Origin of the sequence: Limnohabitans sp. Hippo4, assembly GCF_003063605.1 — a bacterium.
Classification (GTDB): domain Bacteria; phylum Pseudomonadota; class Gammaproteobacteria; order Burkholderiales; family Burkholderiaceae_C; genus Limnohabitans_A.
Genome location: NZ_NESE01000002.1, coordinates 458,025 through 484,551, shown reverse-complemented (window position 1 = coordinate 484,551; position 26,527 = coordinate 458,025). Strand labels below are relative to the sequence as shown.

Sequence of the window (26,527 nt, the reverse complement as noted above, 5' to 3'; positions counted from 1 at the left end):
AAAGTTCTCACAATGCGGCCGCAATGGCTTTGCCAACGTCCTGCGTATTAGCACTTCCCCCAATATCCGCCGTCCGGGGTGCACCGCTATTAGGCGCCAAAACTTTTTCAATGGCAGCCAACACAGCATCGTGTGCGGGTTTGCAGCCTAAAAATTCCAGCATCATGGCGCCACACCAAATTTGGCCAATGGGGTTGGCAATGTTTTTGCCCGCAATGTCAGGGGCTGATCCATGCACAGGCTCAAACAAAGAAGGATGGGTGCGATCGGGATTCAAATTGGCACTGGGCGCAATGCCAATGGTGCCCGTGCAGGCCGGACCCAAATCACTCAAGATGTCGCCAAACAAATTACTGGCCACCACCACATCAAAAAAGTCAGGGCGTTGTACAAAGTGGGCCGTCAAAATGTCAATATGGAACTTGTCGACATTGACGCCGGGATAGTTCTTGGCCATTTCAACCACACGCTCATCCCAATAAGGCATGGTGATGGCAATGCCGTTGGATTTGGTGGCACTGGTCAAATGCTTTTTAGGACGCGACTGCGCCAACTCAAAAGCAAACTTCAGCACCCGATCCACACCCACGCGTGACATGACTGTTTCTTGCATCACAATCTCGCGCGGCGTGCCAGGGAACATGCGACCACCGATGCTGGAATACTCACCCTCTGTGTTTTCGCGCACGATGTACATGTCAATTTCACCGGGCTGGCGAGGCGAGCCATCGCGGCGCACCACGGGGGCAATGATGCCGGGCATCAAACGCGCAGGACGCAAATTGATGTACTGGTCAAACTCGCGGCGGAACAACAACAGGGAACCCCAGAGTGAGACATGGTCAGCGATTTTCTCTGGCCAACCCACGGCGCCAAAGTAGATGGCGTCGTGACCACCGATTTGGTCTTTCCAGTTGTCGGGCAGCATTTGGCCGTGCTTTTCAAAGTAATCCCAACTGGAAAAATCGAAGTGATCAAACTTCAAATCCAGATTGAACTTGCTGGCCGCAGCTTCCATCACGCGCAAGCCTTCGGGCATCACTTCTTTACCAATGCCATCACCGGCAATCACAGCAATTCGTTTTTGACTCATGTTTTTTCTCCATCTGAAATTTTGGCAGGCCGAACCACCCAACTGACACCCCATGCCGTCAGCGCGATGCCCATCAGTGTCACCGCAGTGATGGGCTCATCAAACAAGACCCAAGCCATCATGGCTGTGCAAGGGGGTACCAGGTACATCAAACTCGACACGGAGGCTGCTGCGCCTTTTTGTATCAGCAAGTAAAGCAATGAGCTGCCGCCTAGCGTCAGACCCAATACCGACCAAGCCATGGCGCCCATCAATTCTTGATTCCATTGCATGGGCTCAGTCTCCAACAAGGCCAGAGGGGTGGTCACCAGCATGGCGGCCATAAGTTGCACCGTATTGGCCGTTCGAACATCACAAGGTTTGACAAAACTTTTTTGATACAAGGTGCCCAAGGTGATGGCAAACAAGGCCATCACTGCAAAACTTAAGTTAACTGCCGTCACATGGTCCAAGGCGCTGCCCTGCGTGAGTTTTCGCCAGACCACCAACAGCAAGCCACAAAAACCCAACAACAAGCCCATCCACTGACGGCGGCTGACAGCGCTGTGTGCTGCGCCGCCATGGGTGGACAACCAAATGGCGGTCAGCACAGGTTGCAAGCCGACAATCAAGGCCGAAAGACCAGAACCCATGCCTGCCTTCACAGCAGCCCAAACACCACCCAGATAGCCTGCATGCATCAAGACGCCTGTGACAGACAAATGCAGCCATTCGCGTTTGTCTTGCGGCCATTTCACGCGCGCCCATTGAATCCAAGCCAAAAAACAGGCGATTGAAAACAGGTACCTGAACCACAGAAAAGAAAATGGGGGGGAATTGGGCATGCCAAAGCGCGCCACAATGAAACCCGTGCTCCAAATGAGCACAAACACTGCTGGCATGTGCTTCACCCAAGAAGCTGTTGAATCAGTTGAATTCATGAACGCTCATTCAGCCGCAATGAGGTTCATTTCACGCGGGCACGTATTTCTGGCAAAGCCTTTTGCATGTAGTAAATCATGGACCAGATGGTCAGGATGGCTGCGACCCAAATGAGCACCGTTCCCCACAAGTGGGTATCGATGACACCAAACAGTTGACCGTTGTAAAGCAAAAAGGGAATGGCGACCATTTGAACAGTGGTCTTGAGCTTGCCCACAAAATGCACAGCAACACTTTTGCTGGCACCAATTTGAGCCATCCATTCACGCAAGGCGGAAATGGCAATTTCACGGCCAATGATGACCAGGGCCACCAAAACGTGAGCACGGTGCAGATGAACCAACATCAACAAGGACGCACAGACCAAAAATTTGTCGGCCACCGGGTCGAGGAACGCGCCAAAGGAAGACGTTTGATTGAGTTTGCGCGCCAAGTAGCCATCCAACCAGTCGGTGATGGCAAAAATCACAAACATGGTGGTGGCCAAGAAATTGCGCGATTCCAGTGGCAGGTCAGAATAAAACACCCCCACAATGAATGGAATCGCAACAATGCGTGTCCAGGTCATGAGCGTGGGAATGGTGAAAAACATGGTCCTTATTGTGGCATGCCTTGACGACTTTTCGCTGACACAGCCGTTCAAAGCACCCGAGAAAACGTCTACCGCCCGAGGGTTTTCGTCAATGCAAAGCCTGGTAAATGGTTTCAGCCAATTCTCGGGAAATGCCATCCACCGACATTAAATCTTCAACACTGGCATCTTCGACGCCTCGCACCCCACCAAAGCGCTGAAGAAGTTTGGCCCGTTTTTTAGGACCAATGCCGCCAATTTCTTCCAATCGGCCACCGCCAACCCGGACCTTGGCACGTTGGGCGCGCATACCCGTAATGGCAAATCGGTGTGCTTCGTCTCGCACTTGGGCCACCAGCATCAAAGCAGCGGAATCTTTGCCCAAATAAACCTTGTCGCGGCCATCTGCAAATACCAACTCTTCCAGGCCGACTTTTCGGCCTTCGCCTTTTTCCACGCCCACAATCAAAGACAAGTCGAGTCCCAGACTCTCAAAGACCTCGCGTGCCATCGACACTTGACCTTTACCGCCGTCAATCAAGACCACATCGGGCATGCGAATTTTGTTGTCCGCTTCGCCCGACTTCATCGCCTCAGCCACTTTGCCATAGCGGCGCATTAGCACCTGGCGCATCGCAGCGTAATCATCGCCCGGCGTGATGCCCTCGATTTTGTAACGACGGTATTCGCTATTTTGCATCTTGTGATTTTGAAACACCACACAAGAGGCTTGGGTGGCTTCACCCGAGGTGTGGGAGATGTCGAAGCACTCCATTCGCAAGGCATCGATGTCATCGGGCGCTAAATCCAAGGCTTCGACCAACGCACGCGTGCGCGCTTGTTGCGAGCCCTCTTCTGCCAACAATCTGGCCAGTTGAATCGCCGCATTTTTTTCGGCCATTTCCAGCCAAGCACGCCGCTGCTCCCGCGGGTTGTGAACCGCCGTCACTTTGATGCCCGTCTGAGATGAAATGGCCTCTATCACTTTGGCGTCAATTTTTTCGCTGGTGATGAGTGCGGGGGGTACAGGAATTTGAAGGTAATGCTGCGCAATGAACGCTTCCAGCACTTTGACTTCCAAGCTGGGCAAGTCAGCTGCCTCATCATCTTCGAGTGCAGTGCCGCCAATGGCATGTCCATCTTCAACATGCGATGGAAAATAGGGCCGATCGCCCAAATGTCGCCCCCCACGCACCATGGCCAAATTGACACAGGCACGTCCGCCCTGCACTTTAACGGCCAAGATGTCGACATCGGTGTCGGTCACTGTGTCCACGGATTGTTGATGCAACACACGCGACAACGCGGTCATCTGATTGCGCACCTCGGCTGCCAATTCAAATTCCAGTTTGTCGGAATGCGCCATCATGCGGGCTTCCATCGCCTTCAAAACCGATTGCGTTTCGCCGCGTAAAAAAGCCTCTGCATGCGCCACATCATTGGCATATTGCTCAACGGAAATCACACCAACGCACGGGCCAGAGCAGCGTTTAATTTGATACAGCAAACAAGGTCGGGTGCGATTGGCAAAGACGGTGTCTTCACAGGTTCTTAGCCTGAAGACTTTTTGCAAGAGCTGGATGGTTTCTTTGACAGCCCAGGCACTGGGATAGGGTCCAAAGTAGCGGTGCTTTTTCTCAACCCCACCCCGGTAATAGGCAATGCGTGAATAGGCGTCTGGCTTGACGCCCTCATCCGACTTGTTGCTGCGAACGCTGCCGGTTCCAGAAACTTTGAGGTAAGGATAACTTTTGTCATCCCTGAACAAAATATTGAACTTGGGACTGAGCGTTTTGATCAGGTTGTTTTCAAGCAGCAAGGCCTCTGCCTCTGAACGCACCACGGTGGTTTGCATGCGCCGAATCTTGCTGACCATGTGACCAATGCGTGTGCCGCCGTGGTCTTTTTGGAAATAACTGCTGACGCGCTTCTTCAAATTGCGTGCTTTGCCAACGTATAGCACTTGGTCTTCGGCATCGAAATAGCGATAGACCCCCGGCAAACTGGGGAGTGCAGCCACTTCGGCCAACAAAGATTCTGGGTGAACGCTCGACATGCTCGCTATTGTGTCTTGAAGCGCGCGACAATATCACGCATGCTTTGGGACATATTTTGCCGCGTCATCGACAACCATGGAGATTTGGGGGTCTGTTGGCGCCTGAGCGTCGATCTGGCGTCGCGCGGGCATCAAATTCGACTTTGGGTAGATGACGCCAGCGCCCTCACCTGGATGGCGCCCGAAGCCAACTTGAATGCCGAGGGCTGGGGGCAACAGGCATCTGAAAAGGGGCAGATTGAAGTTCGCCCCTGGTCAAGCCCCTTGAACGACAAATCCCATGCGTCGCAGATTTGGATAGAAGCCTTTGGTTGCGATCTGCCCGAGCACTTTGTCCATTGGGCCTCCAGCCAGTTGACAGGCCTAACCGAAGCCCAAGCGCCCGTTTGGTTGAACTTGGAGTATCTGAGTGCCGAATCCTATGTCGAGAGAAGCCACAAACTGCCCTCGCCTGTGATGAGCGGCCCGCTCAAAGGACGAACCAAGTGGTTCTTCTATCCAGGGTTCACTGAGAAAACAGGCGGCCTGCTTCGGGAATCCCATGTCGCAAACCGCCTCCCCGCTCAAGCGCCCGCTGCGCCGTTGGTCCCACAAAAAACTTTTCTGTTTTGCTACGAGCCCGATGCGCTCCATGAAGCCATTGACCAACTCGTGGGCCACTCTCCCGCCAACGTTTGGCATGTTGCACACGGCAGAGGCGCTCTTGCGTTTGAAAATGCGTTAACGAAGTTGCCTCCTTACAAAAGGCCCCAATTTCAAATCCTCCCACCCATGCCGCAACCAAGCTTTGATGTGCAATTGGCACAAAGTGATCTGAATTTCGTTCGTGGTGAAGACTCCTTGGTCAGGGCCATCTGGGCCGGTCAAGCTTTCATTTGGCACATTTACCCCCAAGGGGACGGCGCACACGGCCCCAAGCTACGGGCTTTCTTGGACTGGCTGGAGGCGCCTGCTAGTTTGCGTTCATACCATCTGCGCTGGAATGACCTCACGCAAGACCCCCTGCCCCCCATCGACTTGCCCCTCTGGCAAGCCTGCGTCCTGTCTGCACGCACTCGATTGATGGCCCAAATGGACCTGGTCAGCCAAATTCTTCAATTTGTGGCCGAAAAGCGCTAAAATCTTGGGCTTTGGGCAAAGTTTCAGCCTTTGCCCTTAAACAAATTACAAATCTTTTTTAGCAACTTACTCAAAGCAACTCAACGCCTGACAAAGGCACCACTGGACACCTTATGAAAATCGCTCAAGAAATCCGCGTTGGCAACGTGATCATGCAAGGCAAAGATCCCATGATCGTCTTGCGCACTGAATACAGCCGTGGCGGCCGTGGTGCAGCCACCGTCCGTATGAAACTCAAAGCTTTGTTGAGCAACATGGGTTCTGAAGTGGTCTTCAAAGCCGATGACAAAATGGACCAAGTCATCTTGGACCAAAAAGAATGCACCTACTCTTATTTCGCCGACCCCATGTATGTTTTCATGGACAGCGAATACAACCAATACGAAGTTGAATCCGAAAACATGGGCGATGCCATGAACTACCTCGAAGACGGCATGGCTGTTGAAGTGGTGTTCTATGATGGCAAGGCCATCTCGGTTGAGTTGCCTACCAGCGTTGAGCGCGAAATCACTTGGACAGAGCCCGCAGTCAAAGGCGACACATCCGGCAAGGTGCTCAAGCCCGCCAAAATTGCAACAGGCTTTGAAGTACCTGTTCCTCTGTTTGTGAACCAAGGCGACAAAATTGAAATTGACACACGCACTGGCGAATACCGCAAGCGCGTCTAATGCAAAGGCTGTGACGAAAGTCCAGTTTTGCCCCATCAAGACCTCTTCGGAGGTCTTTTTTTTGCTTGAAATTCAGCATGCATGCTTCACAATGGTGTCATGCAATCAACCCAAGACCTGAACGAATCCAAAGAAGTGGCCGATGCTTACCGCTTGGCATTCAATGACCCCGAGTTCTTAAGACGCCCTGAAACTCGCGGCATCCGTTTTCAGCTTGAATTGCTCAAGCCAGAACTGATTCAAACCGAGGAAGGCATACACAACACGGTGGTGGTCTTCGGCAGTGCGCGCTTCAAAAGCCTTGAAGAGGCGCAGCGGCGTTACCAAGAAGTGTCACAACTGCCTTCATCCGCCCAAAACACAGAGGTGTTGGCACTGGCACAGCGTGATTTAGAAAATGCCAGCTATTACGAAGCGGCCAGAAAGTTTGCGCACTTGGTGTCTCAAGCTTGCGCCTCTCACCCCAAAAAAGACCGTTTAACCATTTGCACGGGGGGTGGCCCCGGCATCATGGAGGCCGCCAACCGAGGCGCCATGGAAGCCGGCGCCCCGTCGGTCGCTATGAACATTTCACTGCCCCACGAGCAGGCACCCAACCCCTATGTCACACCCGGCTTGAGCTTTCAGTTTCACTACTTTGCTTTGCGCAAAATGCATTTTGCAATGCGTGCCAAAGCACTGATTTCATTTCCAGGCGGCTTCGGCACATTGGACGAATTGTTTGAAATCCTCACCTTGGTTCAAACACGCAAAGTCCAAGCGACGCCCGTTTTGCTTTATGGCTCGGATTTTTGGAAACGCTTGATTGACTTCGACTGGCTGGTCTCGTCGGGCACCATCGCCAAAGAAGATTTGGCGTGCTTCAAATATGTTGATTCGCCAGAAGAAGCTTGCGAAGAAATTAAAAAGCTGCTGCCCTGTTAACTTGGGTGACTTGCGTGCTTTGGCCTGAGCCGCCAGGCCTGAGGTGTGCCACTGGCAACGCAGGTCCCCACCACCCAAAACACCACAGAGACGCCCGCCACTGCCCCTGCTGCGCCAAAAATCAAAGGCATGATCACGCTGGACGCATTGACCGTCATGATGCGCAAGCCAAGCGCTTCGCCCTGCCGGTGATCCGGCGTGATTTGGTGCAAGGTGCTCATGATCATGGGCTGCACCACCCCCAAAACCACACCCAAACAAACGGAACAAATGCCCATGGCCAAGGCTGAATCAAACAAGGGATAGACGGCAAAGATCAAACTGGCACAAATCATCGCACCGGTCAGCAACCGATACTCTTGCAAACGCCTCGCAATCCATGGCAGCACGACCCGAATCATGGCTGAGGCCACCGCAAAAGATCCCAAGATGGTTCCCACCACTGACGCACTCAAGCCGCGTTCGTGGCCCAGAACGGGCACCACAAAAGTGTGCACATCCCAGCAAGAAGACAATAACCAATTGACCAACAACAAACGACGCATGAGGGGCTCGTGCAGCAAGTCCCACACACGGTTGTTGGCATGCTCTGGGAGCACAGGCTCAACGGGTTTCTCTTGAACTTTGCGGATCCAAAACCATGCCACCAACGGCATGATGGACAACATGACAAAAGCCGCTCTAAAACCACTTGCATCTGCAGGCGTCGCACCAGCATGGTCAATCAGCAAGCCCGCAAAAAAGGGGCCCATGAAGTTGGAGATGGCAGGCCCAATGGCCAACCAGCTGAAGGTCTCTTTGAGTTGATTGGCGTCACTGGCCATGCGCCCCACATGTCTTTGCAGTGCAATAACGGTAATGCCTGTGGCACCACCAGTTGTCAAGGCTCCAAAGCAAAGCACAGGGAAAATGGGCCACACAATGGCCAAGCCCGCACCTACACATGCCACCACGACACTGAAGCGTACGGGCTTTTTCAAGCCATGGCGGTCTGTGAAGCGGCCTGCGGGAATGGCCATGAACACTTGCGTCAATGAAAACAAGGCCAGCAACACACCGACCGCCATGGCACTGTAGCCTTGTTGCAATGCCAACAGTGGCGTGGCCATTCGCATACCCGTCATGCAAGCATGCAAAAAAATTTGGCCGCTGATCAGTCTGGCAAGTTCTCGCTTCACAGAGACTCGCCATCACTTTCTTCTGCCGCCTGCGACAACAAGCCAGGCACCTGCCCCTCCGGCATGGCTTCCACTTGCCTCAGTGCTCTGTGCATCACATTGCTTCGCGTTTGCGCTTTGTCTAAGGTGTTGAGCACTGTTTGGGTTTGCTCTTTGACTTTGGCCAGCACATCGCCAAATTTGCCGAACTCTGTTTTGACGGCACCCAGCACTTGCCAGACTTCGCTGGAGCGTTTTTCCAAAGCCAGTGTTCGAAAACCCATCTGCAAGGAGTTGAGCATGGCCATCAAGGTGGTGGGGCCAGCCAGCGTCACGCGGTAATCGCGCTGCAAAGACTCAATCAAGCCAGGTCGACGCAGAACTTCTGCATACAAACCTTCAGTGGGTAAAAACAAGATGGCAAAGTCGGTGGTGAACGGGGGTTCGATGTACTTTTCGGTGATCGATTTGGCTTCCAAGCGAACCCGGGCTTCTAGTGCTTTGCTGCACAACTCCGCCTGAATGGCATCGGCGCGAGATTGTGCGTCAAGCAAGCGCTCGTAGTCTTCGTTTGGAAACTTGGCATCGATTGGCAACCAGACTGGCTGGCCATCCTCAGACTTGCCTGGTAAGCGAATGGCAAAGTCGACCCGATTTTTACTGCCAGGTCGGGTCGCACATTGCGCTGAATATTGATCAGGCGCCATCACCTGCTCGAGCAAGGATGCCAACTGCGCTTCACCAAACATGCCCCGAGTTTTAACGTTGGTCAGCAAATGCTTCAGATCGCCAACACCTTGCGCCAAGGTGTTCATCTCGCCTAAACCTTTGTGCACCTGCTCCAAGCGATCCGCCACTTGCTTGAAGCTTTCACCCAAGCGAGCTTGCAAAGTGGTTTGCAATTTTTCATCCACGGTTTGGCGCATTTCATCCAACTTGGCCGTGTTGCTTTGTTGGAGTTGCGCCAATTGTGTTTCTAAGGTGCCACGCATTTCCGTCAAGCGCCTTGCATTGGCTTCTGAAAGTTGCTGCACTTGCAAAGTGAGCGTATCCGACAGGGTTTTTTGCAACAAGGACAACTGCTGCGCAAAAGCATCCATTTGGCTGTTTTGCGTCCGGGTGGCTTCAGCACTTTGCTGAACCAAACTTTGCTGGAAAGTACCCAGCGTTTGAATCAGTTCTTGACGACCGCCCCTGGCAGACTCTGAAATGGCATTGCGCAATTCACGCTCAAGGCGTTCGTTGGCTGCATTGAAAGCGGCAGTCAGTTGCGCAAGCTCTTGCTTGTCATGGACTTGCAATTTCAGTTGGCGCCAAATCAAGAAAACGCCCACCAGCACAGCCAGCAAGACAGCACACAACACAGCCGTGAACAATGAGAATTCCATGGAACTTAGCTTGCGCTAGCAACTTGATTGAGCGGTGTCAAAGCATGCCCCTTGGTGAAATACGACACCAAGTTGTCTGCCGCCAATTGCGCCATGGCCAGACGCGTTTTGGTGGTGGCACTGGCAATGTGCGGTGTGAGAACCACATTGGGTACTTTGAGCAAATCGGGATGAACTGTGGGCTCACCCTCAAACACATCCAAGCCGGCGGCCGCAATTTGACGCGCAGCCAATGCCTTGGCCAATGCCGCATCGTCCACGATGCCGCCCCTGGCAATGTTGACCAAAGTAGCGGTGGGTTTCATCAAAGCCAATTCGGCGGCACCAATGGTGTGATGTGACGCCGCACTGTAAGGCACCACCAACATCACATGGTCAGCAGTTTTGAGCAAGGTCTCTTTCGACACATAGGTGGCTTTGCATTCAGCTTCTAATTGCGGCGACAGCTGGGTGCGGTTGTGATAAATGACTTTCATACCAAAGCCCAAAGCACCACGGCGCGCGATACCTTGGCCAATGCGCCCCATGCCAATGATGCCCAAGGTGCTGCCATGAACTTCAGCGCCGGCAAACATGTCATAACTCCATTTTTGCCAATGACCAGCACGCAAATAGTGCTCGCTCTCTGTCACTCGGCGGGCTGTTGCCATCAGCAACGCAAAACCAAAGTCAGCGGTTGTTTCTGTCAATACATCAGGCGTGTTACTGGCCAAGACACCAGAAGCCGTCATAGCCGGCACATCAAAATTATTAAAACCCACAGCCATATTGGCAACGATTTTCAATTGAGGATTGACTTTCAGGACGGCGCCATCAATTCGTTCGCTGCCAGTGGTAAGTGCTCCAACTTTGCCTTGTAAACGCATTGAGAGTTCAGAAGGACTTAACACTTCATCAGCTTGATTACTTTCAACTTCAAAGTGCTTCGACAAATACGCCAATGTCTCTGGGAATATGGCACGTGCAACCAAGATAGCGGGTTTTTTCATTGACGGAACCAAATAAAAGTCATAACGACAAACAAGGGAATCAGCACGCACAGAGACCAAGCCATGTAGCCAAAAAAGCTGGGCATTTTGATGCCGCGATCCTCAGCAATAGCCTTGACCATGAGGTTGGGTGCGTTACCAATGTAGCTGTTGGCCCCCATGAACACAGCACCTGCAGAAATTGCCGCCAAAGTGCTGGACATGGTGGTCATCAATTCTTGTGCATTGCCACCGGCTGTGTTGAAAAAAACCAAGTAAGTTGGAGCGTTGTCTAAAAATGAACTCAACAAACCAGTGATCCAAAAGTACATCATCACATCAGGTGAACCGTTTGGTTGGGTAACGGCCGCAACCACAGGACCAAACGGACCGCTAACACCGGCTTTCAACATCGCAATGACAGGAATGATGGTGAGAAATATACCTGCAAACAATTTCGCAACTTCTTGAATTGGCCCCCAACTAAATTGGTTATCAGAATGAACTTGGGAAGGTGTTAGTTTTAGAGACAATAAGATGATCAAAACCAAACCAAGATCGCGAACAATACTTTGCAATGCCACTTCAGCACCCGCAATGGTAAAAACCACAGGAGATTTCCAAAGCCCACTCATAAGCACTAAGCAGACAACACCACCTAACAATACAAAATTAACCTTTCCATCAAATCCGATTTGACGCGAGTCGGGTGTTGGATCGACAGGTAGCAATTCTTCTCGCCTGTGATAAAACCAGGAATCGAGCAGGTAGAAAATTAACAACAAAGAACCTACCAAGAAAAGTGTTTCTGGAAGCAGTGTTTTAACTGTCCAGAAAAAATCAACACCCTTTAAAAACCCCAAGAACAGGGGGGGGTCACCCAAGGGCGTTAATGAACCTCCTGCGTTGGCCACAATGAAAATGAAAAAAACGACCACGTGCGCAACATGCTTTCGATTGTCATTGGCACGTATAAGTGGCCTGATCATCAACATGGATGCCCCTGTTGTACCCATGAAACTGGACAAAACTGCACCAATTCCCAGGATACTGGTATTTAGTCCAGGGCTGCCATGTAAATTTCCACGAATGAAAATTCCACCTGATACTGTGAACAAGGCAGTCAACAAAATAATGAATGGAATGTATTCCGCCAACAGGGCGTGAATCAAGTTAGCACCAGCAAGTTCGACGCCATAAAGCAATGCAAATGGCACCAAAAAAGCCAAAGACCACGCCACAGTCACCTTACCAAAATGGTGATGCCAAAATTGTGGCGCCATCAACGGAAAAAGTGCAATTGACAACAAGATCCCAGCAAATGGAATTCCCCAAAGAGGACTGAGTTCAGCGCCATTCATCTCGGCAGCATTCGCAATGCCCGGCAGGATCAGCAAACTTCCCAACAAGCACATGAAGAGCATGTGTCTATTTAAATTCATAAATCTTGCACCTAAAAATAAAACTTAGAGTTGTTTGTACTAAATAGCGTCGTATCAATTGATGGGCGAAATTTCAAAAACTTGCGCCAGATATGCCAAGTATTTTTCGTCGTCACACATCCCTTTACCGGGTGTATCTGACAGTTTAGCGACTGGCTGCCCATTGCATCGAGTCATCTTGATCACAATTTGCAAAGGCTCATAACCTAAATCATTGGTGAGGTTGGTACCAATGCCAAATGCCAGCAGACAACGGCCGTTGAACTGTCTGAACAAGTCAATGGTTTTGGGCACGGTCAGGCCGTCGCTGAAAATCAGCGTTTTGGTAAGCGGGTCAACACGGTTGGCACGGTAATGCGCAATCATGCGCTCCCCCCAAATGAAGGGGTCCCCACTGTCGTGACGCGCACCATCAAACAACTTACAGAAGTACATGTCAAAGTCACGCAGAAAGGCATTGAAGCCATAGACGTCGCTCAATGCAATGCCCAGATCGCCGCGGTACTCGCGGGCCCAAGACTCAAAGGCAAAGACTTGGCTGTCGCGCAGGCGCGGGCCCAAAGCTTGACACGCCTGCAAGTACTCATGCGCCATGGTGCCCAAAGGCGTGAGGCCCAGCATGTATGCAAAATGCACATTGCTGGTACCTGCAAATTGGCCATTTGGACCTGAACCCAGTCGGCCAATCAATACACGCAACACTTCTTCATGCCAGGCACGAGAAAATCTGCGACGTGTGCCGTAATCGGCAATCTTCAATGATTTCAGATCGTCCGCTTGCAGCTGTTTGATTTTGGTATCAAGCCGACTACGGCCTTGCATCAAATCGGGCAATCGCTGAGTGTTTCTAAAGTACACCTCGTTGACAATGGCCAGCACGGGGATTTCAAACAGGATGGTGTGCAACCAAGGTCCTTGAATGACGATGTCTATTTCACCCGCCAAATTGGGCGTGACCTGAATGTATTTTTCATTCAGCTTGAACAAGCCTAAAAAATCAACAAAGTCGCTTTTGATGAAGCGCAAAGAGCGCAAATAAGCCAGCTCATCTTCTTTGAAATGCAAGCTGCAAAGTGATTTAATTTCGCTTCGAATTTCTTCAACGAAAGGTGCCAGTTCGACGCCAGGATTTCGGCATTTGAAACGGTACTCAACTTGTGCACCGGGAAATTGATGCAGAACCACCTGCATCATGGTGAACTTGTAGAGGTCCGTGTCCAGCAAACTGGTAATGATCATGTCGAAAATGGGGCTTAGAAGATGACCCTGCAGTGTACGTGAAGCCAGTCTCTTTCAGAGGCTTGGGGGCTCAGGATAAACGCGGCTTTTCTGCCCTATTTAAGCTCAGAAAGCGCCAATGACGCCTCAGGAGAACTCAAGGCCCCGCCTGCCAAGTTCAAGATCTGGTCAGCCAGAGGGTTCAGAGTCCGATTTTGCTCAGCAATCAACAGGGTATAGCCCTCCTGTTTCAAGCGTGCCAAAGCATTCGAAATGGACTGCACCAGAACAGGTGCAATGCCCTCACAAGGTTCATCCAGCAACAACATCTTGGCCTGCGTCATCAGGGTTCTGGCCAAGGCCAACATTTGCTGTTCTCCGCCACTCATTTGGGCAGCAGGTCGCTCCAACATGCCTGCCAAAGCAGGAAACAAATCCAGAATGTCTTGAACATTGACAGAAGCCTTTTGCGGCTTGTTTCGCATCTTGCCCTTTGGCACGGCAATCTCCAAGTTCTGTCGCACCGTGAGTGCCGTGAAAATGCGCCGATCTTCAGGCACATAGCCCAAGCCAAATTCTGATCGTTGGTAAGGCGGCAAATTCATCAGCACTTGACCCTGCCACGAGATATGGCCTTGCACATTGGGCATGAGTCCGATGATGGATTTCATCAAGCTTGACTTGCCAGCACCGTTCAAGCCATGGATCAAGACCAGACTGCCACTGGGCACTGAAAACGAGACATCAAACAAAGCCTGCGCTTCACCGTAAAAAGCATTCAGATGCTTGACTTCAAGCATGTCGCCCCCTTTCAGTCAGGGCAAAACCAGCGCCTAAGTATCTAGCGCGAACTTCAGGATGTGCCGCCATGTCTTCGGGCAAGCCTTGCGCAAGCAGCTGGCCTTCCATCAACACCAAAACACGATCGGCCACACCAAACACGGCGTCCATGTTGTGCTCGGTGTACAGCACCGTTGTGCCTTGTTGGGTCAGCTTGCGAATACGCGCCATCATGTCAAGTCGCTCCTCAGGCGACAAGCCCGCTGCAGGCTCGTCCAGCAGCAGCAAGCCTTGTTCAGGATGGGGCAAACCTGCCATGGCCATGGCCAACTCCAAACGTTTTTTGTTGCCATAAGACAAATGCGCCGCAGCGTCATGAAGCGCTTCCAAGCCCAATTCTTCCAAGCCCATGGTCTGGGCCCAAGCAAGTGCAGCCTCGTGCTCACAATCGTCCAAGCTGTCCAAAGCAGACACAGCCTTGTTTGCCTTCAAGACCAATTGCAGGTTTTGAATGACGGTAAGTGCTTCAAAGACTTGTGCAACCTGGAAAGTTCTGCCGATGCCCAAGGCACGGCGCTCAGTGACAGACACCTGTTTCAAATTTTGATGGCGCCAAACAACTTGTCCTGAGGTGGCGTTTTGTTGACCCGCAAGGCAAGCAAAACAGGTTGACTTGCCAGCACCATTGGGGCCGATCAAAGCAACGCATTCACCCTGTTGCAATTCGAAGCTGACACCTCGCAAGGCATGAACGCCCGCATACTGGTGTTGCAAATTTTGAACTGACAGCACAGCGCTCATGTGTGGCCTCCGCGCCATGGATCCTGTCGACGGCGCCACCCCCAAATACCCTCAGGCGCAAACACCATCAGCAACATGATGAGCAAGCCCAGGAAGCCACGCCAGTATTCAAAGTGTCGGCCCATTTCGGATCCCACACCCACCAAGAAAGCACTGCCAGACAAGGCGCCTAACAAATGGTGAACCCCGCCAAGCAACACGATCATCAATGCATCCACAGAGTTTGCAACCGATGCCACCGATGGGAAAACAGCCCCTTTGCTGATCGCCCATAAACTGCCTGCCAACCCTGCCAGGCTGGCACTTAACCAAAACACGCGATTGTTCAAAGTCCGCACATTCAAACCACTCGCTGTGGCACGCAAAGGTGCATCGCGGCCAGCCTGCAGCGCAGCCCCCATGCTGGAGCGGACCAAACGTGCCAGCCCCAGCACAGACAGCGCACTCAGAGTGATCAAGGCCCATTGAAACGCCGTACGTGATGTGCTGGGCAACAGCTGCAATCCAATCAGTCCGTTGTCACCTCCGGTGAAGCTGATCCACTGACTTGCACTTGCCCATACCATCTGCGCAAAGGCCAAGGACAACATCGCCAAATAAACCCCTGCACTTCTTTGCAACAAGCCCGACATGGCATAGGCCGCCAAACCCGCACACAACATGCCACTGAGGGCGGCCTGCCACGCATTGAAACCCCAATGCAAATGACTCAAGGCCGCCGCGTAGGCACCTAAACCAAAATACGCGGCATGGCCAAAACTGACCCAACCCGACAAGGCCATCATGGCCTGTAAGCTGATGCCAAACAGCATCATGATGAAAACATCTTCAAGCACATGCTGCGTGTAATCATCGACCCACACCATCAACACACTCAGCACCAGCCAAGCCAGGCCTGTCGACAAGATCAAAACACGCTGCGAAGTCCAGCCCTTGAAAGCCGCCACTTCTTCACGGGGTGCAGCGCCAGGCAACTCGCCCATCAAGCCTTGCGGACGCCATGCCAAGACCATGGCCATGGTGAGAAAGATCAACACCAAAGTGGCTTGCGGGAAAAAATAAATGCCAAAGGCATGAACACAACCGATCAGCACAGCCGCAAAAAAGGCACCAGAGATGCTGCCCAGCCCGCCCATGACAACCACCACAAAAGTTTCGACCACCATTTGCAAATCCATCTGCAAATTGGCGGGCTCACGGGGCAATTGCAGAGCGCCAGCCAAGCCCGCCAAGCCACAACCCAACACCACCACGCCCATCATCAGAGGCGCAGGATTGACGCCCAAGGCATCCAACATGTCACGGTCTTGTGTGGCCGCACGAACTTGTCGACCCCATCGCGTTTGCGTGAGCAACAAATGCAAAGCCAGCCAAACCAAAGGGCCTAACAACAAAGTCACCAGTTGCCATTGTGGAAAAAAGTCTTCACCGATTTGAATCGAGCCTTTGAGGCCAGGAAAACGGGGTGCAAAAACTTCTGCAGGCCCCATCCACGCAAGCAATACGTCGTGAACCACCAGGCTTAAACCAAAGGTGGCCACCAAGGGGTAAAGGGGCGGCGAGGCTCGAAGGGGTCTGAACAAACACCACTCTGCAGCCGCCCCCAACAGTGCGGCGGCGCAGGCACCGGTCAATATGACCAACAAATAAAGGTGCGCTTGTTCAGACCAAGACGGCACCCATTGCGTTAGCAAATGACCTGCAAGCATGGCCCCCAGCATGTAAAAACTGCCATGCGCAAAATTGACAATGCGGGTCACGCCAAAGACCAAGGTCAGGCCGGCCGCCATCATGAACAGCGTGCTTGCGTGGCTGAGGCCATTCAAGCATTGAATGAACCAAAAACTCATTCAACCCAATGCGTGAAGTCGCGTGCATCCACACGCGTTGTCTTAAACGTGTTGACCAACGCAGTTTCATCGGCATAACCCAGCGCCATACCGCACACCATCATTTCGTTGTCACCAGCGCCAACGTGTTTGAAAATAATTTTAGAAAAATTATTCCAAGCCGCTTGCGGGCAGGTGTGCAAACCGCGCGCACGGGCGGCCACCATGACGCTTTGCAAGAACATGCCGTAGTCCAGCAAACTGCCGCGGCCCATGACCTTGTCAATGGTGAAAATCAAACCCACAGGCGCTCCAAAGAAACGGTAGTTTTGCTGATGCTGCAAATGCATCTTTTCTTTGTCGCCTTTTCCAATGCCAAGCACGCCATAAAGACCGAAACCGCATTCACGTCGGCGGTCAATGAAGGGACTTACCCATTTGCTGGGGTAGTAGTCGTATTCCTCTGCGTGCTCGGCAGCCAAAGCAGGATTGCTTGCCATGGCGTTGTGCACATCGCAGACCTCGTTCACCAATTTGTCCTTGGTGGCGCCTTGCACCACATACACATTCCAAGGTTGCGTGTTGGTGCCACTGGGGGCACGTGCTGCGACTTGCAACAATTCTTCCAGCACCGATTTCTGAACGGGCTTGTCTAAAAATGCGCGTGCAGAAAAGCGGCTCAAGATGGCAGCATCCACGCTATCGGCATCTGCTACCACCGTGCTCACTTGAGAGGATGTCAGTTCTTTCATGAAAGGGTCTCCAAGACTTGAATAAAGGGTTCAGTTAAGGGCTGAGGACGGCGCGAGGCTTTGTTCACATACACATGCACAAAATGGCCACGTGCAGCGGTCAAGGGCTCGCCCTGCGCAAACAAGCCCACTTCGTAGCGCACACTGGACGTTCCGCGATGAGCGACGCGAATGCCAGCCTCAATGGTTTGGGGAAATGCCAAAGGTGCAAAGTAGTTGCATTGTGTTTCGACCACCAAACCAATGGTGTCACCTTGATGAATGTCCAACACACCTTGTTCAATCAGGTGCGCATTCACAGCCGTGTCAAACCAGCTGTAGTACACAACATTGTTCACGTGGCCATACACATCATTGTCCATCCATCGGGTGGTGACGGGACGGAAGACGCGATAGGCACTGCGAGGCAAAGGCGCCGGCTTGGCATCGGCTTGGGGCGACTGAGGGGCGTTAGAAGTCATAAGCCTCGATTTTGCCAGTGAAGCCAATGGTCCATCGCAAGTTGCCAGGTGTTCATTTGCACTTGGACAGTCTGGGACAATTCATGCCCATAACCGCCGCCCATGCAAATGAGCATGGGCAGGCCCTGTGCTCGAACCCAGTCAAAGACCCTTTGATCTCGCCGCCTCATCCCCTCTTCCGTGAGCTTAAGTCGCCCCAAACGATCTCCCTCATGGGCATCTGCTCCAGCCAAATAGATGACAAATTGAGGTTGAAAGCGTTTCAAAACTTGCCCCAGCGCGTCGTCTAATGCCTCTAAATAGGCCTCATCTGAACAGCCATCAGGCAAACCCACGTCCAAATCGCTGTTGACTTTGCGAAAGGGAAAGTTCTTTTCGCCGTGAAGCGACAGGGTGAAAACACTCGAATCCGTCGCAAAAATGTCGGCTGTGCCGTTGCCCTGATGGACGTCCAAATCAATGACCAAGACCTGCAAGCCCAGCTTGGTCGCCCTGAAATGCTCCATTTGAAGTACGCGGGCCGTGACAGCGATGTCATTGAACACACAAAAGCCCCCACCCTGGTTAGCGCTGGCGTGGTGGGTTCCCCCTGCCAAATTGCCTGCAATACCTTCCCGCATGGCCACTCTGCCCGCCGCGATCGAGGCCCCTGCAGACCGAACTGAGCGCTCCGCCATGGCTGGTGTCCAAGGAAACCCAATTTCGCGCTGAGCTTGGGCGCTCAGACTCCCCGTTTTGACGGCCAAAACATAGTCTGGTGCATGGGCCAATGCCAACTCGCCCTCTGTTGCCGCGGGCGCCTCCAGCAGCCGAACCCCCAAAAGCTCTCGGGCAACACGCTCTCGGAGCATGCTGTACTTGGCCATGGGAAAGCGATGCCCCTCTGGCAGCGGCAGTACAAAATGGTCTGAATAAAAGGCCTTCATGACCCGATTGTGACGAATTTCAATTTCTAGAACGCCGACTCTAAAATGCTGCAACGCAACAAAAACCCCTTGTAATTGGCTTTGGAGTCCCTAAAATCCAAACCATGCTGCACTGCAACAAGAAGTTAGGCCAAGCGTCAAGCAAAGCCGGTTCGGCGCAGTCCCTTGAAACTTTTTTAAATTACTGGAGAAATCATGATGACTACTGAACAAATCGTTGCATCCCACAAAGCCAATGTCGAAACCCTCTTCGGTTTGACATCCAAAGCCTTCGAAGGCGTTGAAAAATTGGTCGAATTGAACTTGACAGCCACCAAAGCTGCCTTGAGCGAGTCTGCACAAAGCACCAAAGCTGCTTTGAGCGTGAAAGACGCCCAAGAATTGTTGGCTTTGCAAGCCAACTTGTTCCAGCCTTTGGCTGAGAAGACAGCTGCTTACAGCCGTCACCTCTATGACATCGCTTCTGGTACTTCTAACGAATTCACCAAAGCTTTCGAAGCCCAAACAGCTGCTGCACAAAAGCAGTTCGCTAACTTGGTGGACTCTGCCACTTCCAACGCACCTGCTGGTTCCGAAACTGCTGTTGCCGTGATGAAGAGCGCCGTGTCTGCCGCCAACAACGCATACGAATCAGTTCAAAAAGCTGTGAAGCAAGCCACTGACATGGCCGAAGCCAACATCGCCGCTGTGACCAACACAGCTGTGAACACAGCTAAGACAGCTTCTAAAAAGCGTTAATCAGTCATGCGCCAACCCTGACTTGCGAGTTGGGGCTGTGTGATACAAAAAAAGCCGGTGACTCACCGGCTTTTTTCATGGTCACGCCAAACAAGGTTTGCAGCTCATGGCTTCACAGCATAGCCAGCCAAGATTTCCTTCAAGCGCGGTAACTGTTTCAGCATGGCTTCCCTGCCCGCTTCGATGGATCGACGTCGCGCTGCAAAATCGGCGCTTTTAACGCCCATCAAAGAAGGCTTGACCACCACATCCGCATCTTTCAACAAGACAGTGTTCAAACTTTTACCCATGATGTTGAAGGTCTGCATCAAAATTTGAAAAGTGTCGGAGGCAGGGCTACCCTCGGGGTCTGTCGAAATGTCCACCGCAATCACCACATTGGCGCCCATGTCGCGGGCTTGTCGAACAGGCACGGGGGAGACCAAACCACCATCCACATATTCTCGGGCACCGATCTTGACGGGTTGAAACACGGCGGGAACCGCACTAGAGGCACGGACCGCTGAACCCGTGTTGCCGCGTCTGAACAAGACAGGTTCACCACTGTGCAAATCGGTCGCCACAATGCCCAAAGGCAATTTCATTTGCTCAATCAAACGACCGCCCACCTGGGTGTTCACATAGCGCGCCAAAGCTTCGCCGCGCAATGCACCGCGGTTCAAAATGGGCATCATCCAATCGGTAATTTCAGCCTCCTCCATGGTCTCGGCTACGCGCTTGAGTTGGGCACTGTTTTTGCCGCTGGCATACAAGGCTGCAACCAGGCTGCCAGCAGAAGTGCCCACAACCAAGTCTGGTTGTATGCCTGCTTCCTCTAAAACTTGAATCACACCCACGTGTGCAAAACCACGCGCAGCGCCGCCGCCTAAAGCCAAGCCAAGGTGCAATACCTTAGGCGCTATGGGAGGCTCGCCCACTGCCGTAACAGTGGTGCTGTCTGCTTGGCTTTGAGGTGTCTTGGCTGCATTGAGATCTGGCGCTTTCACACCGGCACAGCCCGCCAACAACATAGCGCTTAAAAGCCCCAAGCATGCCGAGCGCTGAAACAGCCAAGCACCTAAAGAGTTCAACCGCCACTCAGAGATAAGCTTCACTTGCATAATGATGAAAGTACATTGAGGATTCAAAATATGGAACACAGCACGGGTCAAGCATCACGCTGGACATCAGGCTTTATCGTCTTCGGCGCTTTGTCAGCCGCTATTTCAGTGATTGGTGCCGCATACGCTGCGCATGGTCAGAGTTTATACGGCAGTTCACCGGCCATGGTTCAGTCGGCATTGCAATTGATGCAATTTCACGCACTGGGTTTGATCATGGTCGGTGTTTTAAGCCAATTCAGGCTTCAAGAAAAACGCCTGCGGGTGGCAGGCGTTTTGTTCATGCTGGGCATCCTTCTGTTCTCTTGCAACATTTTGCTTCGCGCCTGGCATGACATTCAAACTTTCCGGGCCTTGGTGCCATGGGGTGGCACCTGTTTCATCTTAGGCTGGTTGGCTTTGGTCTTGGCTTATGTTCGCAAGGAAAAAAACATCAGGCCGCCACAGGGGTCCGAATCAGGTGATCAAACGCACTGAGGGCTGCTTTAGCGCCCTCACCGGCCGCAATCACAATTTGTTTGTACGGCACGGTGGTGCAATCGCCCGCGGCAAACACGCCTGGCACGTTGGTATGACCCTTGGCATCCACCACAATCTCACCGAATTTGCTTAGCTCAAAAGTGTCCTTTAAAAACTCGGTGTTGGGGATCAAACCAATTTGAACGAACACACCTTCTAAGGCCACGTGGTGTTCTTCTCCAGACACACGATCTTTGAAACGAATGCCATTGACAACACTGCCGTCGCCGGTAATTTCGGTGGTTTGCGCGTTGGTGTGAATGGTGACGTTATTCAAGCTCTTGAGCTTGTTCACCAGCACCGCATCGGCCTTGAGTTGATCGGCAAATTCAATGACAGTGACGTGGGCCACGATACCAGCCAAATCAATGGCCGCTTCAATGCCAGAGTTACCACCGCCAATGACCGCAGTCCGCTTGCCCTTGAACAAAGGACCATCGCAATGTGGGCAGTACGCCACGCCTTTGTTTTTGTACTCTTGCTCGCCAGGTACATTGACATTGCGCCAGCGAGCGCCGGTTGAAAGAATCACGGTGCGTGCACTCAATGCGCCGCCATTTTCCATTTGCACTTGAATCAGGCCGCCAGGCTCTGTGGCGGGTACCACTTTGGCTGCCTTCTGTAAATTCATGATATCGACACCGTAGTGGCGAACTTGTTGCTCTAAGGCCGCGCCAAATTTGGGACCGTCTGTCTCCAAAACAGAGATGTAGTTTTCAATGGCCATGGTGTCGTTCACTTGACCACCAAATCGTTCTGCCGCCACACCCACGCGAATGCCTTTGCGTGCAGCATAAACTGCAGCAGCAGCGCCTGCAGGACCGCCGCCCACAATCAACACATCAAAGGCTTCTTTGGCACTCAGTTTGGCGGCTTCACGGTCTGCTGCGCCCGTGTCCAATTTGGCCACGATCTCTTCCACACTCATGCGACCTGAACCAAAGACTTTGCCGTTCAAGAACACCATGGGAACGGCCATGATTTCGCGTTCGGTGACTTCTTGCTGAAAAGCACCGCCTTCAATCACAACGGTCTTGACCTTAGGGTTGAAGATGGCCATCAGCGACAAAGCCTGCACCACGTCTGGGCAGTTGTGGCAAGACAAAGACATGTAGACCTCAAAATTGAAGTCGCCATCCAAGGCTTTGATGGCATCGAGCACGTCTTGCTCAACCTTGGGTGGATGGCCACCCGTCCAGAGCAAAGCCAAGACCAAAGAGGTGAACTCGTGACCCAATGGCAAGCCAGCAAAACGCACACCCTGTGTTTCGCCTTCACGCGCCACCACAAAGGATGGTTTACGAGCGTCACTGCCGGAGGTGTCCAATGACACTTTGTCTGACAAACTCACAATGGTTTCGAGCAGGCTGCGCATTTCCACACCTGTTTCGCTGTCGTCCAAAGTAGCGACCAATCGGATGGGGTTTCGCAACATGCCCAAGTAGGTTTGCAATTGCGATTTGAGTGTGTCGTCTAACATGTATTTCTCCTGATGCTGTGTCTGTTTCAAGTCGATGCGCTGCCAGACCCACGCTTGAACGCAGGTCTTAAAGCTGGGACTTCATGTGGGAATGGGTTGAGGGGAGGACACACAGCCATTCAACGGCCAGATGCCCTTCCCACAACGCCCTGTTGCCAGGGCATTGAAGGTTTGGAAATTAGATCTTGCCGACCAAGTCCAAAGAAGGTGTCAAAGTCTTAGCGCCTTCTTTCCACTTTGCGGGGCAAACTTGACCTGGGTTAGCGGCTGTGTACTGAGCAGCTGTCAACTTGCGCAGTGTTTCAGACACGTCACGTGCGATTTCATTGGAGTGCACTTCCATGGTCTTGATGATGCCGTCTGGATTGATCACGAAGGTACCGCGCAAAGCCAGGCCGTCTTCTTCAATGTGCACGCCAAATGCACGTGTCAATTTGTGTGTAGGGTCGCCGATCAATGGGAACTTGGCTTTGCCCACTGCAGGGGATGTCTCGTGCCACACTTTGTGTGAGAAGTGTGTGTCGGTGGTCACGATGTACACCTCTGCACCGGCCTTTTGGAAAGCTGCATAGTTTTCAGCAGCGTCTTCAATTTCTGTAGGGCAGTTGAAGGTGAAAGCAGCAGGCATGAAAATGAAGACGTTCCACTTGCCTTTGAGACTGGCTTCTGTAACTTCAATGAACTTGCCATTGTGGAAGGCTTGGTTTTTGAAAGGCTGAACTTGTGTATTGATGAGTGACATGGTTTTTACTTAAGGTTGGTTGAACAAAAAGGGTTAATGAGAAAACTCATTGGGCTCAATGCTAAACGCGAATGAAGGCTCGCATGATTGGTAGTTTTTATGACCTCGATAGTCTGAGGTTACAAACGCCCTGAAAAAGCGTACAAAAATCAGCTGACAACCTTGCCAAAAGCTTCCTCTCAAGAGGGCAAAAGTGCATAATTGACGTTTACGTAACGTCAACTAAAAACAGGAGTGAACCATGGACATTCAAGGCAAAGTTTTCATCGTGACAGGCGGGGCATCAGGTCTGGGCGAAGGCACGGCCCGCATGCTAGCGGCCAACGGCGGCAAAGTGGTCATTGCCGACATGCAAGCCGAAAAAGGCGAAGCCATTGCCAAAGAATTGGGCGGCGCGTTTGTGAAGTGCGATGTGAGCAACGAGGCCGATGGTCAAGCTGTGGTGGCCAAGGCTGTCGCCATGGGCAAATTGGTGGGTTTGGTGAACTGTGCAGGCATAGCACCCGCAGAAAAAACAGTAGGGAAAAATGGCGCCCATTCCCTGTCCGTGTTCAGCAAAACCATCACCGTCAATTTGATCGGCAGTTTCAACATGATTCGTTTGGCCGCCGAAGCCATGTGCAAAAACGAGCCCGAAGCAACAGGAGAGCGCGGCGTGATGATCTCTACAGCTTCTGTGGCTGCGTATGACGGCCAAATTGGTCAAGCAGCCTACTCCGCGTCCAAAGGTGGCGTGGTGGGCATGACACTTCCGATTGCCCGTGACTTAGCCCGCAATGGCATTCGCAACATGACCATTGCCCCAGGCATTTTTGGCACCCCTATGATGTTTGGCATGCCTCAAGAAGTGCAGGACGCATTGGCTGCATCCGTCCCCTTCCCTAGCCGTTTGGGCACACCGAACGACTATGCCAAGTTGGTCAAGCACATTTTGGAAAATGACATGCTCAATGGCGAAGTCATTCGCTTAGACGGCGCCATTCGACTCGCACCGAAGTAAGTCATACACTGTGCACTTCCATCAACGGAGTGCAGTATGAAGTCCATGAAGTACCGCAGCAGCCTTTGGGCTGCTGTTGCCATTTTGGTGTCAGGTTTAAGCGCTTGCGCCTCTAAGCAAGTCGCGTTCAACTACAAAGCGCCAGACATCGAAGTTAGCGCGCTTGAATATCAAGAAAAACCTGGTTGGGCCACCAAGAGCTTTGCTGTCGCCGCAGCCAATCCATTGGCCACTGATGCAGGATATCAAGTATTGCAGGCAGGTGGCTCGGCCATCGATGCTGCTATTGCGGTTCAAATGGTATTGACACTGGTAGAACCTCAATCCAGTGGCATTGGCGGCGGTTCATTTGTATTGCACCACGACGGTCAAAAAGTAGAGGCCTATGACGGCCGTGAAAGCGCGCCTGCTTCTGCCACAGACAAATTATTCTTAGATGCGCAAAGCAAGCCACTCCCCTTCATCGAAGGTGTTGTCAGTGGCTTGTCTGTTGGCGTTCCAGGAACCCTGAGCGTTTTAGAATTGGCACACAAAGAACATGGCAAATTACCATGGGCCACATTGATGCAACCAGCCATTCAGCTGGCTGAGCAAGGCTTCAAGTTGAGCCCGCACTTGCACAGAGCACTGCTTTCTGAAAATTTCCTCATGAAAGACCCGGTGGCTGCAAGTTACTTTTATGATCATCAAGGTAAGCCACATCCTGTCGGCTATGTACTGAAAAATCCAGAATTGGCAGCCATCTTTCGTGACATCGCTGCTCGAGGATCGCAAGCTCTAAAGCAAGGCCCTGTGGCCGAAGCTTTGGTGCAAAAAGTCCGGCAGCACCCCACACGTCCGGGCAGCATGACGCTGCAAGACTTGGCAAATTACAAAGCCAAAAAACGCGAGCCCTTGTGCTTTGATCACGCAGTGCAAACCAAAGGCAAAACCTACCAGCTCTGCGGCTTTCCACCTCCCAGTTCAGGCACCTTGGCCATCGGTCAAATGTTGGGGATTTTGAACAATACGCCCGCAGGCAAGATGCCGCTTGAACAAGGGCTGCCGTCCTCTGATTGGTTGCACTTCTACACAGAAGCTGCACGATTGGCATTTGCAGACCGTGGTCAATTTGTGGCCGACCCCGACTTTGTCCAAGCGCCTGGCGGCGATTGGAAAACCATGCTGAATCCGACTTATCTAAAACAACGCAGCAGCTTGATTGGGAACCAAAGCATGAAGGTGGCACAGCCCGGCAATCCTGCTGGCACCAGAACCGCTTTTGGACCCATGCCAGCGCAAGAAGAATACGGCACCAGTCACATCAGTGTGATTGACAAGGACGGCAACGCAGTTGCGATGACCACCACCATTGAAGCGGTATTTGGTTCTAGGTTGATGGTCAATTCGGGTCAAGGTCGCCATGGCGGTTTCTTGCTCAACAACGAACTGACCGACTTCAGTTTTTCACCCACCGATGCGCAGGGCCTGCCCATTGCCAACCGCGTGGAAGGTGGTAAGCGTCCGCGCTCTTCTATGTCGCCTACGTTGGTGTTTGAAAAGGACTCAGGCAAACTGAAAATGACCGGTGGCAGTCCAGGTGGCGCCGTGATCATTCACTACACCGGCAAGCTGTTGATTGGCACTTTGCAATGGGGCTTGAACACCCAGCAAGCCATCAGCTTGCCCAACTTCAGTTCATTGAACGGCCCAACCATCTTGGAAGAGAAACGTTTTCCAGAAAGCACGATCAAGGCACTCCAAGCCAAAGGTCATGATGTGCGCGAAACGCCGTTGCCCAGTGGCCTTCAAGCCATTGAAGTCACACCTACAGGTTTCTTTGGGGGCGCAGATCCAAGGCGTGAAGGTGTGGTGATGGGACCTAAACCCTAAAC

At 52.3% G+C, this 26,527-nt stretch carries 25 protein-coding genes; 7 read left to right on the top strand and 18 right to left on the bottom strand.

Annotated elements, in window-relative coordinates; translation table 11 throughout:
* Positions 1–7: 7 nt before the first annotated feature.
* From B9Z46_RS07750 to uvrC, 4 genes are all read right to left on the bottom strand, one after another.
* A complete protein-coding gene (locus B9Z46_RS07750; protein WP_108255396.1) occupies positions 8–1,093 on the bottom strand; it encodes a tartrate dehydrogenase in 1,086 nt (361 codons plus the stop codon).
* The gene (locus B9Z46_RS07745; RefSeq protein WP_108255394.1) at positions 1,090–2,013 is read right to left on the bottom strand and encodes a DMT family transporter; all 924 of its coding nucleotides are present in this window, start codon (positions 2,011–2,013) and stop codon (positions 1,090–1,092) included. The genes B9Z46_RS07750 and B9Z46_RS07745 overlap by 4 nt, the downstream gene beginning before the upstream one ends.
* 26 nt (positions 2,014–2,039) lie before the next feature.
* On the bottom strand, positions 2,040–2,606 hold the full coding sequence (gene pgsA, locus B9Z46_RS07740) for a CDP-diacylglycerol--glycerol-3-phosphate 3-phosphatidyltransferase (RefSeq protein WP_108255392.1): 567 nt from the start codon (positions 2,604–2,606) through the stop codon (positions 2,040–2,042).
* 88 nt (positions 2,607–2,694) lie between these two features.
* A complete protein-coding gene (gene uvrC, locus B9Z46_RS07735) occupies positions 2,695–4,641 on the bottom strand; it encodes an excinuclease ABC subunit UvrC (RefSeq protein ID WP_108255390.1) in 1,947 nt (648 codons plus the stop codon).
* A 39-nt stretch (positions 4,642–4,680) separates the two neighbouring features.
* On the opposite strand from uvrC, the gene earP reads away from it, so the two are divergent.
* The 3 genes from earP (at position 4,681) to B9Z46_RS07720 (ending at position 7,352) form a co-directional block, all read left to right on the top strand.
* Positions 4,681–5,760, top strand: coding sequence for an elongation factor P maturation arginine rhamnosyltransferase EarP (gene earP, locus B9Z46_RS07730; protein WP_108255388.1), 1,080 nt, complete (start codon positions 4,681–4,683; stop codon positions 5,758–5,760).
* Positions 5,761–5,873: 113 nt separating this feature from the next.
* Positions 5,874–6,428 carry an elongation factor P gene (efp, locus tag B9Z46_RS07725; protein ID WP_055361066.1) on the top strand — a complete coding sequence of 185 codons (555 nt, stop codon included), beginning with the start codon at positions 5,874–5,876 and terminating at the stop codon, positions 6,426–6,428.
* Positions 6,429–6,527: 99 nt separating this feature from the next.
* A complete protein-coding gene (locus B9Z46_RS07720) occupies positions 6,528–7,352 on the top strand; it encodes a TIGR00730 family Rossman fold protein (RefSeq protein WP_108255822.1) in 825 nt (274 codons plus the stop codon).
* Here B9Z46_RS07720 and B9Z46_RS07715 read toward each other — a convergent pair.
* The 11 genes from B9Z46_RS07715 to B9Z46_RS07665 all read right to left on the bottom strand — a co-directional run bounded on the left by B9Z46_RS07715 (position 7,349) and on the right by B9Z46_RS07665 (position 19,074).
* Entirely contained in the window at positions 7,349–8,530 is a 1,182-nt protein-coding gene (locus B9Z46_RS07715; RefSeq protein ID WP_108255386.1) for an MFS transporter, read from the bottom strand. The genes B9Z46_RS07720 and B9Z46_RS07715 overlap by 4 nt on opposite strands.
* On the bottom strand, positions 8,527–9,897 hold the full coding sequence (gene rmuC / locus B9Z46_RS07710; RefSeq protein ID WP_108255384.1) for a DNA recombination protein RmuC: 1,371 nt from the start codon (positions 9,895–9,897) through the stop codon (positions 8,527–8,529). Before rmuC ends, B9Z46_RS07715 begins: the two co-directional genes overlap by 4 nt.
* A gap of 5 nt (positions 9,898–9,902) precedes the next feature.
* The gene (locus tag B9Z46_RS07705) at positions 9,903–10,886 is read right to left on the bottom strand and encodes a D-glycerate dehydrogenase (protein WP_108255382.1); all 984 of its coding nucleotides are present in this window, start codon (positions 10,884–10,886) and stop codon (positions 9,903–9,905) included.
* Positions 10,883–12,280 (bottom strand): sodium:proton antiporter, encoded by a 1,398-nt coding sequence (locus tag B9Z46_RS07700; protein WP_233245966.1) that lies wholly within the window; start codon positions 12,278–12,280, stop codon positions 10,883–10,885. The genes B9Z46_RS07705 and B9Z46_RS07700 overlap by 4 nt, the downstream gene beginning before the upstream one ends.
* 81 nt (positions 12,281–12,361) lie before the next feature.
* Positions 12,362–13,546 (bottom strand): nicotinate phosphoribosyltransferase, encoded by a 1,185-nt coding sequence (gene pncB, locus B9Z46_RS07695; RefSeq protein ID WP_055361071.1) that lies wholly within the window; start codon positions 13,544–13,546, stop codon positions 12,362–12,364.
* A 95-nt stretch (positions 13,547–13,641) separates the two neighbouring features.
* Complete coding sequence (locus B9Z46_RS07690; RefSeq protein WP_055361072.1) at positions 13,642–14,325, bottom strand: ABC transporter ATP-binding protein; 684 nt, start codon at positions 14,323–14,325, stop codon at positions 13,642–13,644.
* Complete coding sequence (locus B9Z46_RS07685) at positions 14,318–15,106, bottom strand: ABC transporter ATP-binding protein (protein WP_108255378.1); 789 nt, start codon at positions 15,104–15,106, stop codon at positions 14,318–14,320. The genes B9Z46_RS07690 and B9Z46_RS07685 overlap by 8 nt, the downstream gene beginning before the upstream one ends.
* Positions 15,103–16,956: an ABC transporter permease gene (locus tag B9Z46_RS07680; protein WP_108255376.1), complete on the bottom strand. Its 1,854-nt coding sequence runs from the start codon at positions 16,954–16,956 to the stop codon at positions 15,103–15,105. The genes B9Z46_RS07685 and B9Z46_RS07680 overlap by 4 nt, the downstream gene beginning before the upstream one ends.
* Positions 16,953–17,687, bottom strand: a complete 735-nt coding sequence (locus B9Z46_RS07675; RefSeq protein WP_055361074.1) for a nitroreductase — start codon at positions 17,685–17,687, stop codon at positions 16,953–16,955. The genes B9Z46_RS07680 and B9Z46_RS07675 overlap by 4 nt, the downstream gene beginning before the upstream one ends.
* Positions 17,684–18,148: a thioesterase family protein gene (locus tag B9Z46_RS07670; protein WP_108255374.1), complete on the bottom strand. Its 465-nt coding sequence runs from the start codon at positions 18,146–18,148 to the stop codon at positions 17,684–17,686. The genes B9Z46_RS07675 and B9Z46_RS07670 overlap by 4 nt, the downstream gene beginning before the upstream one ends.
* The gene (locus tag B9Z46_RS07665; protein ID WP_108255372.1) at positions 18,145–19,074 is read right to left on the bottom strand and encodes a histone deacetylase; all 930 of its coding nucleotides are present in this window, start codon (positions 19,072–19,074) and stop codon (positions 18,145–18,147) included. Before B9Z46_RS07665 ends, B9Z46_RS07670 begins: the two co-directional genes overlap by 4 nt.
* Before the next feature lie 192 nt (positions 19,075–19,266).
* Here B9Z46_RS07665 and phaP point away from each other — a divergent pair, with 192 nt between their 5' ends.
* Positions 19,267–19,812, top strand: a complete 546-nt coding sequence (gene phaP, locus B9Z46_RS07660) for a TIGR01841 family phasin (protein ID WP_055361077.1) — start codon at positions 19,267–19,269, stop codon at positions 19,810–19,812.
* Between the two features lie 104 nt (positions 19,813–19,916).
* On the opposite strand, the gene B9Z46_RS07655 is transcribed toward phaP, so the two are convergent.
* Complete coding sequence (locus B9Z46_RS07655; RefSeq protein ID WP_108255820.1) at positions 19,917–20,822, bottom strand: patatin-like phospholipase family protein; 906 nt, start codon at positions 20,820–20,822, stop codon at positions 19,917–19,919.
* A gap of 120 nt (positions 20,823–20,942) precedes the next feature.
* Between B9Z46_RS07655 and B9Z46_RS07650 the strand changes: the two genes are divergently transcribed.
* Positions 20,943–21,389, top strand: coding sequence for a DUF423 domain-containing protein (locus B9Z46_RS07650; RefSeq protein WP_108255370.1), 447 nt, complete (start codon positions 20,943–20,945; stop codon positions 21,387–21,389).
* On the opposite strand, the gene ahpF is transcribed toward B9Z46_RS07650, so the two are convergent.
* Complete coding sequence (ahpF, locus tag B9Z46_RS07645; protein ID WP_108255368.1) at positions 21,346–22,911, bottom strand: alkyl hydroperoxide reductase subunit F; 1,566 nt, start codon at positions 22,909–22,911, stop codon at positions 21,346–21,348. The two genes, B9Z46_RS07650 and ahpF, sit on opposite strands and share 44 nt — an antisense overlap.
* Positions 22,912–23,089: 178 nt before the next feature.
* Entirely contained in the window at positions 23,090–23,653 is a 564-nt protein-coding gene (gene ahpC, locus B9Z46_RS07640) for an alkyl hydroperoxide reductase subunit C (RefSeq protein ID WP_055361990.1), read from the bottom strand.
* 241 nt (positions 23,654–23,894) lie between these two features.
* Between ahpC and B9Z46_RS07635 the strand changes: the two genes are divergently transcribed.
* Both B9Z46_RS07635 and ggt read left to right on the top strand, forming a co-directional pair.
* Positions 23,895–24,653 carry a 3-hydroxyacyl-CoA dehydrogenase gene (locus tag B9Z46_RS07635; RefSeq protein WP_108255366.1) on the top strand — a complete coding sequence of 253 codons (759 nt, stop codon included), beginning with the start codon at positions 23,895–23,897 and terminating at the stop codon, positions 24,651–24,653.
* Positions 24,654–24,698: 45 nt separating this feature from the next.
* Positions 24,699–26,525, top strand: a complete 1,827-nt coding sequence (ggt, locus tag B9Z46_RS07630; RefSeq protein WP_108255818.1) for a gamma-glutamyltransferase — start codon at positions 24,699–24,701, stop codon at positions 26,523–26,525.
* Positions 26,526–26,527: the final 2 nt, after the last annotated feature.

Bases quoted from the DNA above. Each gene is read 5' to 3' on its own strand.
- efp (WP_055361066.1), top strand. From the start codon at position 5,874: ATGAAAATCGCTCAAGAAATCCGCGTTGGCAACGTGATCATGCAAGGC.
- B9Z46_RS07675 (WP_055361074.1), bottom strand. From the start codon at position 17,687: ATGAAAGAACTGACATCCTCTCAAGTGAGCACGGTGGTAGCAGATGCC.
- uvrC (WP_108255390.1), bottom strand. From the start codon at position 4,641: ATGTCGAGCGTTCACCCAGAATCTTTGTTGGCCGAAGTGGCTGCACTC.
- B9Z46_RS07700 (WP_233245966.1), bottom strand. From the start codon at position 12,280: ATGTGCTTGTTGGGAAGTTTGCTGATCCTGCCGGGCATTGCGAATGCT.
- ahpF (WP_108255368.1), bottom strand. From the start codon at position 22,911: ATGTTAGACGACACACTCAAATCGCAATTGCAAACCTACTTGGGCATG.
- ahpC (WP_055361990.1), bottom strand. From the start codon at position 23,653: ATGTCACTCATCAATACACAAGTTCAGCCTTTCAAAAACCAAGCCTTC.
- B9Z46_RS07720 (WP_108255822.1), top strand. From the start codon at position 6,528: ATGCAATCAACCCAAGACCTGAACGAATCCAAAGAAGTGGCCGATGCT.
- B9Z46_RS07670 (WP_108255374.1), bottom strand. From the start codon at position 18,148: ATGACTTCTAACGCCCCTCAGTCGCCCCAAGCCGATGCCAAGCCGGCG.
- B9Z46_RS07745 (WP_108255394.1), bottom strand. From the start codon at position 2,013: ATGAATTCAACTGATTCAACAGCTTCTTGGGTGAAGCACATGCCAGCA.
- B9Z46_RS07705 (WP_108255382.1), bottom strand. From the start codon at position 10,886: ATGAAAAAACCCGCTATCTTGGTTGCACGTGCCATATTCCCAGAGACA.
- ggt (WP_108255818.1), top strand. From the start codon at position 24,699: ATGAAGTACCGCAGCAGCCTTTGGGCTGCTGTTGCCATTTTGGTGTCA.
- B9Z46_RS07685 (WP_108255378.1), bottom strand. From the start codon at position 15,106: ATGAGCGCTGTGCTGTCAGTTCAAAATTTGCAACACCAGTATGCGGGC.
- pgsA (WP_108255392.1), bottom strand. From the start codon at position 2,606: ATGTTTTTCACCATTCCCACGCTCATGACCTGGACACGCATTGTTGCG.
- B9Z46_RS07665 (WP_108255372.1), bottom strand. From the start codon at position 19,074: ATGAAGGCCTTTTATTCAGACCATTTTGTACTGCCGCTGCCAGAGGGG.
- pncB (WP_055361071.1), bottom strand. From the start codon at position 13,546: ATGATCATTACCAGTTTGCTGGACACGGACCTCTACAAGTTCACCATG.
- B9Z46_RS07635 (WP_108255366.1), top strand. From the start codon at position 23,895: ATGGACATTCAAGGCAAAGTTTTCATCGTGACAGGCGGGGCATCAGGT.
- B9Z46_RS07690 (WP_055361072.1), bottom strand. From the start codon at position 14,325: ATGCTTGAAGTCAAGCATCTGAATGCTTTTTACGGTGAAGCGCAGGCT.
- B9Z46_RS07750 (WP_108255396.1), bottom strand. From the start codon at position 1,093: ATGAGTCAAAAACGAATTGCTGTGATTGCCGGTGATGGCATTGGTAAA.
- earP (WP_108255388.1), top strand. From the start codon at position 4,681: ATGCTTTGGGACATATTTTGCCGCGTCATCGACAACCATGGAGATTTG.
- B9Z46_RS07680 (WP_108255376.1), bottom strand. From the start codon at position 16,956: ATGAGTTTTTGGTTCATTCAATGCTTGAATGGCCTCAGCCACGCAAGC.
- B9Z46_RS07655 (WP_108255820.1), bottom strand. From the start codon at position 20,822: ATGTTGTTGGCGGGCTGTGCCGGTGTGAAAGCGCCAGATCTCAATGCA.
- B9Z46_RS07650 (WP_108255370.1), top strand. From the start codon at position 20,943: ATGGAACACAGCACGGGTCAAGCATCACGCTGGACATCAGGCTTTATC.
- rmuC (WP_108255384.1), bottom strand. From the start codon at position 9,897: ATGGAATTCTCATTGTTCACGGCTGTGTTGTGTGCTGTCTTGCTGGCT.